9 protein-coding genes are annotated in these 11,726 nt (G+C 63.9%); 2 read left to right on the top strand and 7 right to left on the bottom strand.

Annotated elements, in window-relative coordinates; genetic code table 11:
- Position 1: 1 nt before the first annotated feature.
- Together P3G66_RS28195 and P3G66_RS28190 are read right to left on the bottom strand one after the other, a co-directional pair.
- On the bottom strand, positions 2 to 772 hold the full coding sequence (locus tag P3G66_RS28195; RefSeq protein WP_003945109.1) for a hypothetical protein: 771 nt from the start codon (positions 770 to 772) through the stop codon (positions 2 to 4).
- 136 nt (positions 773 to 908) lie between these two features.
- Positions 909 to 2,120 carry a hypothetical protein gene (locus P3G66_RS28190; protein WP_276117413.1) on the bottom strand — a complete coding sequence of 404 codons (1,212 nt, stop codon included), beginning with the start codon at positions 2,118 to 2,120 and terminating at the stop codon, positions 909 to 911.
- Between the two features lie 104 nt (positions 2,121 to 2,224).
- On the opposite strand from P3G66_RS28190, the gene P3G66_RS28185 reads away from it, so the two are divergent.
- A complete protein-coding gene (locus P3G66_RS28185) occupies positions 2,225 to 3,571 on the top strand; it encodes a DUF5691 domain-containing protein (protein ID WP_064112465.1) in 1,347 nt (448 codons plus the stop codon).
- Positions 3,572 to 3,629: 58 nt separating this feature from the next.
- Here the strand turns inward: P3G66_RS28185 and P3G66_RS28180 are convergent, their stop codons facing one another.
- The 5 genes from P3G66_RS28180 to P3G66_RS28160 form a co-directional block, all read right to left on the bottom strand.
- Entirely contained in the window at positions 3,630 to 4,760 is a 1,131-nt protein-coding gene (locus P3G66_RS28180; protein WP_042450334.1) for an acyl-CoA dehydrogenase family protein, read from the bottom strand.
- A gap of 8 nt (positions 4,761 to 4,768) precedes the next feature.
- Positions 4,769 to 5,944, bottom strand: a complete 1,176-nt coding sequence (locus P3G66_RS28175) for an acyl-CoA dehydrogenase family protein (RefSeq protein ID WP_007736177.1) — start codon at positions 5,942 to 5,944, stop codon at positions 4,769 to 4,771.
- A 107-nt stretch (positions 5,945 to 6,051) separates the two neighbouring features.
- Positions 6,052 to 6,498, bottom strand: a complete 447-nt coding sequence (locus P3G66_RS28170) for a hypothetical protein (protein WP_007736175.1) — start codon at positions 6,496 to 6,498, stop codon at positions 6,052 to 6,054.
- A 68-nt stretch (positions 6,499 to 6,566) separates the two neighbouring features.
- Positions 6,567 to 9,101 (bottom strand): FtsX-like permease family protein, encoded by a 2,535-nt coding sequence (locus tag P3G66_RS28165; RefSeq protein WP_019749299.1) that lies wholly within the window; start codon positions 9,099 to 9,101, stop codon positions 6,567 to 6,569.
- Between the two features lie 4 nt (positions 9,102 to 9,105).
- A complete protein-coding gene (locus P3G66_RS28160) occupies positions 9,106 to 9,879 on the bottom strand; it encodes an ABC transporter ATP-binding protein (protein ID WP_003945134.1) in 774 nt (257 codons plus the stop codon).
- A gap of 262 nt (positions 9,880 to 10,141) precedes the next feature.
- Here P3G66_RS28160 and P3G66_RS28155 point away from each other — a divergent pair, with 262 nt between their 5' ends.
- Entirely contained in the window at positions 10,142 to 11,704 is a 1,563-nt protein-coding gene (locus P3G66_RS28155; protein ID WP_276117412.1) for a long-chain-fatty-acid--CoA ligase, read from the top strand.
- The last annotated feature ends 22 nt before the right edge of the window (positions 11,705 to 11,726 follow it).

Here is an 11,726-nt window from a genome sequence, read left to right as displayed (position 1 = left end):
ATCAGGCAGTTTTGAGATGAGCGCCGAGGGCCGTGTTGTTGATCGTCCAGAACGACCAACCGTCATGGCTCTCGGTGTCGCCTGAGATGTGACCGGTGACAGCATTTGCGGCCGCGGTCGGATCTGGGAATCGGCGGCCTTCCATCGGTCCACGCATGATCTCGACGACCTCGGTGGTTTCGTCGAAGCGCCCGACCCAGCGATATCCGTGGCAATCGGCTGTCATCTCGAGGCGATTGTCGACGACTTCGATCTCCTCGACACCGCTGGCGCGACGCTTCTTCGCGGCGACCGGCGACGTCTTACGCTTGGTCGCAACCGGGGTCTCGACGTAAATGCTCGGATCCTTGACCGCGGCTAAGCCCAGCGCATCCCAACGATCGTGACCGTGCACGACGCGCCCACGCGGAATCGCGTGATGGCCGGTGCGATTGCGTCCGGGGCTGTCCATGATCCACAGGTCGACCTCGGCGCGGATGTCGTCGGCGACCTCGTTGGAGGGCAACATGTAGAACTCGTGCGGATCTGCTGCCAGGTCGACGAACACCCAGAACTCGGAGCGGGTGTCGTCACTCTCGAGCGACTCGTCCTGACGCCTGGCCTGCCAGTCACCGTCGAGCTTGGACCGCACGCGGACGATTCGGCTGACACCGTCAGCGCCCGTCACCTCGACGGGATTACGACGTGAGTGCGTGAGACGGACAGCCTTACCCCCACGCTGCGTAGCTTCGGAAATGAACGCATTGATGCCGCGGCTTGCGGTGTCTTCCATGATCGACCTGTCTCGAGCGGGTACGCCCGCATCACCGGATCGGCATCGGGGTCGAGCATTGAGCGAAATCCCGGCCTTTACTTCGATCGTGTGGCCGGTCAGTACCCCCGACCTTACAGCTCCGGCGACGGCCTGACTACGGCGCCCGACGCTCGTTCCCAGAGGTCAGCAGTGCAATGTCCCCGTAAAGCGCCGCCCGGTGAGCGAACATCAGCTCTTCCACACCGTCGAATTGATCCCCGACGTAGTGCGTGTTTGCAGCCGAAAGTTCACGTGATCCCGAGCGCGCAAGTAGGTCGTCGATCCGGCTGTCGAGGCTCGCTGCATGCGCAACCGCGCGCTGCGAACTCAACTGATCCTCGGCCCGTGCGACCAGGTCACCGATCCGCGCGAGGGCCGCCACGCGCTCGACCAGCTGGTCCCAGACCGCGCCGAGCGCTTCCCTGCGCGAAGCGATTCCGGCTCGGGTTCCCTCGTCGCGTGCCAGTGCAGCCGCGTCGTCCAACTCCGCAAGAATCGAACGCAGCGCGACGGTGTCGACCGCGATCTGGGTGATCTCGTCGGCCAGGTCGAGTTGGTTGCGTTGAATGACGAAGTGGTCGGAATGCCACGCGCTGGAGCTTTCGATCCGGTCGAACAGATTCCCGGCGAGGTAAAGCAAGGCGTCGTACTCACCGGCGCGTCCCTCGGGTTCTGAATCGACCAGTCCGTCGAGGACTTCCGCGATGCGCCTTCCGGCATCGGCGATGACACCGGTTCCCTGGACCTTCCCGAACTGGGCGGCGAGTTTGTCGAGTGCTGCGTTTCCACTGCTGGCCACGACACCGAGCCCCACCGGCAGCTTGGCTGGAACCGGTGTACGGGTGAGCCCGGCAAAGAGAACCTCGCGTTGCTCGACGTCGAGATGCAGGCCGTCGCGCCGGTCCTTGCGGATGGCACGGACACTGCTCGCGAAGTGACGATTGGAATGCACGATCGCCGATCGCATCGACTGAACGCGCTTCTCAAGCGCCTGCACCCGTCGTTCGAGGACAACCTGAACAGGGCCGATGCGAGTTGCGAGCAGTCGACGCCTGGTGCGGGCCAGCTCGTCGGTGAGATACCGCAACTCCGAGAAGCCGCCGATCTCCGGGAACGAACGTCCGACACTGCGCCGGTTCGCCAGGATCGACCGCGTCGACTCGTCCGCATAGCCGCCGGCGATCAGCAGCGCGACATCATCGGACAACTCCGGCCGGTTCGACTCGACGGTTCCCGCCGCACACCACTCCCTCACTCGGGTGGAGATGAGCGTTCGCCGTTCGGTCACCGACGCCACGACAAAGACGTCATCAGTTCCGTCTGTCATCTCACGCCTCCTTGTGGTCGCCGGATACCACTGTTCCAGAATCTGCCGACACGCGCCCGACCCCTGCGACCCAGCTCGACGCACCCCTGCCATACCGTAGGCGGGTGACCTCCCTGCGATCAGACGCGCACGCAGGTCACTCGCGCGCATCGAAGACTGATCCAGCAGTTCAACCGCTGCTTCCCGACCTCGCGATCGAACAACTTCAGTCCTTGTTGCAAGTACGTTCCTGGACTCTCGCGGAATGGTTCGCGATGGCCGACCAACGCGGATTCCTCGCGCCCGCGGCCAGTGTCCCGCTCTTCATGGAAGCCGCGCTGAAGTATCCCGAGCACCGCGAGGCGCTACTTCGCCTCGCCGGTCGACGCGGGCAGTACCTGGCGGAGCAGAACCCGGATTGGGCCCAGCTACGACGAATCGGAACACGCCGGGACGAGCTGTGGCTTTCGCCCGATCCGGACGACCGTACGGCCTGGTTCGATTACATACGTACGGTCGACCCGGAACTGGCGAGCGAAGAGCTCGAGATCGCTTGGGACGACGAGGCCACGGCAAGCCGGCTGCACTTCCTCGACCATCTCGACGTCGGGCTGGGTGAACACGACTACGCGCTCCTCGAGCGTGCACTCGACGATCCAGCCGTGCGGGTCCGTGAGCGTGCAATTCAACTACTACGGCAACTCCCCCGATCTCCGTTTGCCTCTCGAATGGTCACTCGGGCTCGGTCCTGGGTGCGGCTCGAGACGAAGCCCTTGCGGCCGCGCCTTGCCGTCCGATTGCCCGGCTCGCTCGACGACCTCGCATTTCGTGACGGCATCGAAGACGTCCACTACAAGAACAAGGGCATCCGGCGCTGGTGGTTACGGCAAGTCGTGACCGCCACTCCGCTGACGCTGTGGGAATCTATGGCCGGTTCGCCACGCGAGGCCCTCACCATCCCCATCGAGAAGCAATGGCGCGCGGTGATGATCGAATCATGGATTGCCGCAACCGTTCTCCAGAAGAACACCGCGTGGGCGTCGGCATTTCTGGAGCGGGACGGGCGCACGACCGACCGGAGAATCGTCGCCATCGCGGACCCACGCGAGCGCGTCGAGTACATCGTTGCCGGCCACGCGGACGAGTACCTTCTGGGCGTCGACGGCAGCGCACTACTCGACGGCATCGACCGCCCATGGCCCCTGGCCGTCGCCGAAAAGTTGTTGAACGCCTTGGAGAACGAAGCGATGGAGCATGCTGCGACGGGTGAGGACTTGGGCATCCACTCGCGTCACAGTCACTTTTCCACCCTGCGAAGCGTGCAGGCGCGCTTCCCTTTCGACGCCGTACCGCTTCTGCAGGACGCGGCGGCCCGAACGAGTGACCCCGGGTGGCAACACGCATTCACCGACAGCGCCGTCAACATCGAGCAGCGCCGACTCCGCTTGGACGTCCTGCGCAATCACCGCTGAACGACGAAGGGGCCGCATCCTTGGAACGGAATGCGGCCCCTTCGTCGTTCGTGAAAGATCAGACCACGCTGACCATCTCGTGATCAGCCACACCGGCGGCCAACACCCGAAGGTGATCTTCGGTGCTGCCGAGGGTGTGCTCGATGGCGACGAGTCGGCTCACGTAGTGCCCCACCGGGTACTCTGCGGTCATACCGATACCACCATGCATCTGGATCGCCTCCTGGCCGATGAGCCGAGCCGAACGCCCGATCTGCAACTTCACCCGCGAAGCGATCACTGGATCGACGACGCCGTCGGCAAGGGACATCGTTGCGTACAGACTCATGCTGCGTGCCAACTCGAGCGAGACGTACAGGTCGGCGGCGCGGTGTGTCAGTGTCTGGAACTTTGCGAGGGGAACCCCGAATTGCTTACGCGTCTTGAGGTATTCGGTGGTCAGGCGTAGCGCCTCTTCCATCGCTCCGACAGCCTCGGCGCACAGCGCGGCCTGCTCACGGATCTGCGCGGCCTGGATCAGAGCAGTAGCGTCACCGCCCTCACCGAGTGCTTCGGCCGGCGTATCGGTGAACTCGATCTGCGCCCCGCGCAACCCGTCGTGAGTGGCGTAGGACTTGCGTACCAAACCGGAGGCATCGCTCTTGACGAGGAACAGTCCGACGCCACCGCTGGGGAGCGCAGCGCTCACGACCAAGATGTCCGCCGTCGCGCCGTGGCCGACGGGATTCTTGATACCGGTGATGGTCCAGCCGCCGTCGACCTGGGCCGCCGCGGTGGCCCGTTCGGTTGCCGGCCAACGGATTCCGGGTTCCTGGTCGGCGAACGCGAGGAACGTGGTGCCCTCGGCCACTCCGGGAAGAATCGACGAGCGCTGCTCTGCGCTGCCCCCTTCGGAGATGAGCCCGCCCGGCGTCACGACCGCGTCGAGTAGCGGCTCGGGTGCCAAGCGTCGACCGATCTCGGTCATGACCGCGCCGATTTCCACTGGGCCGGCGTCCATGCCGCCGTCGTCCTCCGAGAATGTCAGGCCGAGCAAGCCGACCTCGGCCAACTGCTTCCAGACCTGCGGGCTCCACCCGGGATCGGAGTCGATGATCGCGTTGCGCTTCTCGGCGTCGTAGCTACGCGCGAGGAGATCCTTGGTGGTGTCGCGGAGAAGTTTTTGTTCGTCGTTGAGTTCGAAGTCCATGCCACGCCTCACAATCCGAGGATCGAGGAGGCGATGATGCTGCGCTGCACTTCGCTCGATCCGCTGTAGATGGATACCTTGCGGTAGTTCAGGTACGTCGGGGCAGTGTGCTGTGCCCAGCTCGCGGAGGCGATGTCGCTGCCCGCGTCGTACGGCAGTGAATCAGGGCCGGCCACGTCCATCAGCAGTTCGACGCTCGCCTGCTGCAATTCGGAGCCACGAAGCTTGAGCAGCGACGACGCCGGGTTCGGCTGGCCGTCAGCGGAACTTGCGACCACCCGGAGCTGAGTGAGCTCGAGGGCAAGCAATTCGTTTTCGAGTTCGGCAAGGCGAGCAGCGAAGAGCGGATCTTCGAGCAGTGTTCCGTTACCGACCTTGACCTCGGCAGCGCGAGCCTTGGCCTGGGCCAGACGAACCTTCGAGAAACCGACGCGGGTGACACCGGTTCGCTCGTTGCCGAGCAGGAACTTGGCGTAGCCCCAGCCCTGGTTCTCTTCACCGACCAGGTTCTCTCCCGGAACGCGGACGTCCTCGAAGAACACTTCGTTGACCTCGTAGCCGCCGTCGATCAGCTTGATCGGGCGGACCGTGACGCCAGGCGTCTTCAGATCGACAAGGATGAACGAGATGCCGGCCTGACGCTTGGGCGCATCGGGATTGGTGCGCACGAGGCAGAAGATCCAGTCGGCGTACTGTCCCAGCGTCGTCCAGGTCTTCTGACCATTGATGACCCAGTCGTCGCCGTCGCGGACCGCACGGGTCTTGAGCGAAGCGAGATCGGAACCGGCCTCGGGCTCAGAGAATCCCTGGCACCACCAGATGTCGAGGTTCGCAGTCGCCGGAAGGAACTTCTCCTTCTGCTCCTGCGAGCCGAAGGCCGCGATGACCGGACCGACCATGTTGGCGTTGAACGCCAAAGGTTCGGGAACCGACGCAAGCTGCAGTTCGTCGAGCCAGATGTTGTGCTGGACCGGGGTCCAGTCCTTGCCGCCCCACTCGACCGGCCAGTGCGGTACCGCCAGACCGTGAGCGTTGAGGATCTGCTGCGCCTCGACCATACGGTCGCGCCCCAACTCCTCGCCGTGGGCGTACGCCTCCCTGATGTCCGCGGGGATTTGCGTACGGAAGAACGTCCGCATCTCGTCGCGGAACGCTAGTTCCTCGTCGGTCAATGCCAGGTTCATCGGGATTCCTTCGCACTCGAAACCGGATTCATGTTCGGTTCGACCGTACCCCGACAGCTATGGAGGCGGAACAGGTACCGCAAAAGACGGCACTCAGGGCCGACCTCCTACACGGTTTTCAGGACCAACAGGTAACCCCCGCCCGCGGCGTCGATACTTGTTTCGACATTCAACGCGGGAGCCAGACGCGACAACCGATCGATCAGCCAATCCGACGCTTCCTGGGCGTCGTCCTTGCCGGGGCAGCGAGCGACGGCGACGCGGCCACCCTTTCGCTCGAGCTGCTCCACGACCCCGATGATCGGGGCGGGATCCACGACGAACAGCCGATCTGGCCATTCCACAACAGGTTTGACCGCACCCTTCTTGGTGTTGCATGCGCGGTGCGCCAAGCGTTCGACGCCACCTTTGGTCTTGCCACCCTTTTTTGCGGTGTTGATGCTGTCGATACTCGGGCCGCGCGGATCATTGACGGACATATCGGGATCGACCGGTTCGTCACACAGCCAGCAGCGCCAGGATTCACGTTCGCCGACTTCTTGAAGGGTGCTCATGTGGCAACGGTACCGTGCGCACTTTCGGCTGTTACCGCTACCAAAAGTGCGCACGGGGGCCGAAGGCCCTACATGTCTGCAATCGCCTCGAGCGGCTTCGTCTTGGCCGCTCGGTTGGCCGGCCACAGCGCCGCCAAGACACCCACCACACCCGAGCCGATCAGCATTCCGACCACCTGACCCCACGGGATCGTGATCTTGTCGAGGCCCTGATCCGCGAGAGTGCTCACGAAGGCCCAACCGAACGCGATGCCGAGAACAACTCCGACCGCCGCGCCGTACACCGCGATGAGCACCGACTCGAGGTAGATCGTGCGTCGCATCTGTCCGCGCTGCATGCCGACAGCTCGCAGCATTCCGATTTCTCGTCGCCGCTCGACCACCGAGAGTGCCAGGGTGTTGATGATGCCCAGGATTGCGATCACGACCGCGAGTGCAAGCAGTCCGTAGAGGATCGCCAACAACGTGTTGATCTGCTGGCCCTGAGTTCCCTTGAACTCCTCACGATCCTGCACCTGGACGACGACGTACTTCTCCGTGGCCGTTTCGAGCTCGGATCGCAGCGTTGTCAGATCCGCGCCAGGCTTCGCCTTCACCAGAACCACGAAGTCCGGCAGACTCTCGGCCGGCATCAGCTTCCTGTACGCCTCGTCCGAGACGATCCACGAGCCGATCAGCTGGTTGTCCTCGAACACTCCCGCGACAACCGTCTGGTACTCGACGCCGCCGGGACCGGTCAACGTCTGGGTCGAACCCACAGTCCAACCCTTGTCGTCCGCAGTCGACTTCGAGACGAGCATGTTGTTGCCGGTCAGATCGACCGTGCCCTCGAGGATCTTGTATTCGAGCACGCCTTCGATCGGACCGTCGAACGAAGCGCCCTGCTCGTCCTCACCGTCGACCTTCGCACGCACTCCGTGCAACGACGTCGCGCTCTGCACGTCGGGCACCTGTCGGACCGCGTCGGCCGCACCTCGCGGCACGCCGATCGCGTTGGGACCGGTCAGGATGTAGTCGGCCGAAACACCCACGTCGACAAGAGCATTGATGCTCGCCTTGGCCGAGGAACCGAACACTCCGATGACCGTCACCAGCATCAGACCGAGAGTCAACGCGAATGCCGTTGCGGCCGTGCGACGGGGATTGCGCACCGCATTGGTACGAGCCAATCGCCCTATGGCACCGAACGGCTTGGCGAACACGGCACCGAGCGCGCCGACGATCGGCCGCGACAGCGCGGGAGCCCCGAGAAGCACCGCGATGATCAACGAGAACGCACCGAGGCCGACGATCAGCGCCGCGCCACCACCGGTACCGCGAGAGCCGAACACGAGCAGTGCCACACCGATCACGCCGAGAATCGCACCGATCAACGTCCGCACTCGCAGTGAGTCACCGGTGGAGGCGAACTCCTCACGCATGGCCGCCACCGGCGGGATCTTCGACGCACGACGAGCCGGGGCGTAAGCGCTGAGCGTCGTGACGACGACGCCGACCACCAACGCGACGATGATCGTGCGGGCACCCACCTGGAGCGGGCCTTCCGGCAGACCGACGTCGAATGTGTTGAGGAGACTGCGCAATCCGTAGGCGAGACCGATACCGCCGAGCAGACCGATGATGCTGCCGATGAGTCCGACCACGAGCGCCTCGGTGACCACCGAACGGCCGACCTGCGCTCGGCTCGCACCGATCGCACGCAGCAGCGCCAGCTCACGAAGACGCTGCGCCACGATCATCGAGAAGGTGTTGTAGATGATGAACGTTCCGACGAGCAGAGCAATCGCGCCGAACGCCAACAGGAAGTAGTTGATGAAGCTCAGCGCCGAGTCGACCTCGGCCTTGGTCTCCTCACGAACCTGGTCGCCGGTCTGCACCTTGAGATCGGGGAAAACCTGCTCGACGCGTTGCTGCAGTTCCGTCTGCGACACCCCGTCGCCCGCGACGTCGATGTACTCGACGTGTTGGCCGTCGGTGAAGAGTCCACGGGCCTGCTCGTCGGTGAAGAGCGCGCCGATGAACCCGCCGGTGTCACTGCCCGCCCCCTCGTAGATACCGGACAACGTCACGTCCACGATTCCGCGGGCCGGTGCCAGAACCTTGGCGGAGTCCCCCACCTTCAGTCCGGCTCGCTCGGCGGCGCTGGTGTTCAGCGCGACCTGACCGGTCTGCGTCGGAGGCGCGCCCTCGACGAAGGTGTCGGGTTCGGCAATCGCCTGGCCCGGCGGTAGGTAGGACTGACCGATACTCGGCGCGCCGCCGGTCTGAACAGCGCCGCCGTCTGCGTTGATCAGGACGATCTGTCCACTGACGGCCGGGGCTACCGCTCGGACGCCGTCGACTGCGGCAAGTTTGTCGACATCCTCGACCGGAACGCCACTGGTGTTGCGCTCTTCCATCGATACCCGGACGTCGACGCCCTGGGCGGTGTTCTCGAAGATCGAATCGAAAGTCTTCTGGAGGGTGTCGGTGAAAACGAACGACCCCGCGACAAAAGCCGTGCCAAGCACCACGGAGAGAACCGTCAGCGCAAGTCGCACCTTGTGTGCCGCCAAGTTGCGCAGGGAAACCTTGCGCATCGGCGAGTTGCTTACCGAAGCCATGTGCTCAAGCCCCGGCTTCCACGTTCACGACCGCCTGCGGAGCGTCCAGACGCTTCATCCGGTCGAGGACCGAATCCGCCGTAGGCTCGCGCAATTCGTCGACGATCTTGCCGTCCGCGAGGAACACCACCCGGTCGGCATACGCCGCTGCCCGCGGATCGTGCGTCACGATCACCACGGTCTGGTTGAACTCGTCCACGGCCGCCCGCAGGATCGAGAGCACCTCCCCGGAGGACTTCGAATCGAGGTTTCCGGTCGGCTCGTCGCCGAAGATGATCTCCGGCTGACCCGCCAGCGCACGCGCACACGCCACACGCTGCTGCTGACCACCCGAGAGCTCTCCCGGCCGGTGATCGAGGCGATCCCCGAGACCCAGCTTGGTCAGGACGCTGTTCAACCAGGTCGGGTCCGCTTTGCGTCCCGCGATGTCGAGCGGCAACGTGATGTTCTCGAGCGCGGTCAGGGTCGGCACCAGGTTGAACGCCTGGAAAACGAAACCGATGCGATCGCGTCGCAATTGGGTCATCTGTTTGTCGGAAAGCGTCGTGAGTTCCGTGTCACCGATGAGAACGGAACCCGAACTGGCGGAATCCAGACCGGCGAGGCAATGCATCAGCGTCGACTTACCGGAACCGGACGGCCCCATGATCGCCGTGAACTCACCGCGGGCGAAATCTGCGGACACCGAACTGAGGGCGTGCACCTGGGTATCTCCGGTGCCGTAGGTCTTGGACAGGCCGACTGCGCGGGCCGCGACATCCTGGGCGTGCGAACTCATGATCGCCTTTCCTGTTCACTTCGGTGCTACTTTGCGGGCGTGACGGGCGCCCGTGAAAACACGGACGCCCGCAATGGTTGGTTCCATCCTGTCGGGTGGCGGGCGCGCCCGCCATCGGGGACCACCCTGATATCTGCGGCCGAGCCGGTCAGGGTCGGGGGAATGCGACCCCTCCTGCTTGTGCGCATTGACTGGAAACAGCGATACGAAGACCGGGCGCACATTAACCTTGTGACACCAATCACACGAGAGAGGCGGCCGAATGTCCGACGCCACCGCTGGAATCATTTTCGATCGGCTAGAGCACTGGGCGACGGTCAAGCCTGATCAAGCAGCGATGACCTTCCAAGGGACCGAATTCACGTGGGCTCAGTGGCGGGACCGCATCTTGCGTATCGCCGCCGCCCTCGCCGAATCAGGCATCGGTGCCGGCGACACTGTCGCGTTCGTCGACAAGAATCATCTGTCCTGTCTCGAAGTCACCTACGCCGCCTCACTACTCGGCGCCGCGAATGTCGTTCCCAACTGGCGACTTTCGAGCGAAGAGCTGGATTACGTTCTCGCGGACTGTGGCGCTCGCATTCTGTTCGTCGGCAGCGAACTACTCCCCCAGGTCGTCGCGATGCGAGACCGCTTGACGGCCGTCGAATCGATCTTCGCCGTCGGCGGTGAACACGACGAATTCGAGCCGTGGATCGACGAGGTCACACCGCTGCACTCCCGCCCCGAGGTGAGCCCCGATGCCACCGCTCTGGTTCTCTACAGTTCCGGGACGACCGGTCGCCCCAAGGGTGTCCAGCTCACGCATCGAAACCTGTTCGCGCACAGCAACAATGTCCTCGAAATCCTGCCGGCCCACGAGGATCACCGATTCTTGATCGCGATGCCGATGTTCCACGTCGGCGGAACGTGCTACGCCATCATGGCAATTCACACCGGTGGCCGCTGTTACTTCACGAGAGAAGCCGACGGACCGTCGATGTTCGCCGGTCTCGCCGCCGGAGCCAACATCGCCTTTCTCGTCCCACCGGTCATTGCCGGAGTCCTGGCCGCAGGCGAGCAGGCGGTCGCCGCCTTCAAAGCATTCAAACGCATCACCTACGGCGCCGCCCCCATGCCGCTCCCACTGTTGCGCGCGGCACTCGCAGCGTGGCCGGACACCGAATTCGTGCAGGTCTACGGCATGACCGAAATGGCAGGCGTCATTACCGCGTTGATGCCGGACGTTCACCGCGACGAGTCGCAGGTCGAGCGCATGGCATCAGCAGGTACGGCGATCCCCGGCGTCGAGATGCGCGTGGTGGACCCCGTCACGCTCGAGGACGTGCCCACCGGAACGACCGGTGAACTGTGGTGGCGATCCGAACAGTGCACACCCGGATACCTGGGCAAGCCTGAGGCGACGGCCGAAACGATTACCGCAGACGGGTGGCTACGTAGCGGCGACATGGGCCGCGCCGACTCCGACGGCTTCGTCTTCATCGAGGACCGCCTCAAGGACATGATCATCACCGGCGGCGAGAACGTCTACTCCCCCGAGATCGAACGAGTACTGGTGGAGCATCCGGCAATCGCCGAGGTCGCGGTCATCGGCGTTCCCGACGACCGTTGGGGTGAAACCGTCAAGGCTGTCGTGGTTCTCACTGCCGAAGCGCAGATCGACGAAGCCGAACTGATCACCTATACACAGGAACGCCTCGCAAAGTTCAAGTGCCCGACCAGTATCGACGTCGTCGAGATTCTTCCCCGCAATCCCACCGGAAAGATCCTCAAACGCGACCTCCGCAAACCGTACTGGGAGAACCGCGAACACAAACTGGTCTGAGTTCGCGTGCTGTAATGGGGCG

It is taken from the genome of Rhodococcus sp. C3V, from assembly GCF_029269915.1.
Taxonomy (GTDB): Bacteria; Actinomycetota; Actinomycetes; order Mycobacteriales; family Mycobacteriaceae; genus Rhodococcus_F; species Rhodococcus_F qingshengii.
Note: the sequence above shows the minus strand (reverse complement) of the source record. Positions and strands in the feature narration are given on the sequence as shown.

Coding starts and splice junctions, on each gene's coding strand:
- P3G66_RS28195 (WP_003945109.1), bottom strand. CDS start 772: ATGGAAGACACCGCAAGCCGCGGCATCAATGCGTTCATTTCCGAAGCT.
- P3G66_RS28190 (WP_276117413.1), bottom strand. CDS start 2,120: ATGACAGACGGAACTGATGACGTCTTTGTCGTGGCGTCGGTGACCGAA.
- P3G66_RS28180 (WP_042450334.1), bottom strand. CDS start 4,760: ATGGACTTCGAACTCAACGACGAACAAAAACTTCTCCGCGACACCACC.
- P3G66_RS28175 (WP_007736177.1), bottom strand. CDS start 5,944: ATGAACCTGGCATTGACCGACGAGGAACTAGCGTTCCGCGACGAGATG.
- P3G66_RS28170 (WP_007736175.1), bottom strand. CDS start 6,498: ATGAGCACCCTTCAAGAAGTCGGCGAACGTGAATCCTGGCGCTGCTGG.
- P3G66_RS28165 (WP_019749299.1), bottom strand. CDS start 9,101: ATGGCTTCGGTAAGCAACTCGCCGATGCGCAAGGTTTCCCTGCGCAAC.
- P3G66_RS28160 (WP_003945134.1), bottom strand. CDS start 9,879: ATGAGTTCGCACGCCCAGGATGTCGCGGCCCGCGCAGTCGGCCTGTCC.
- P3G66_RS28155 (WP_276117412.1), top strand. CDS start 10,142: ATGTCCGACGCCACCGCTGGAATCATTTTCGATCGGCTAGAGCACTGG.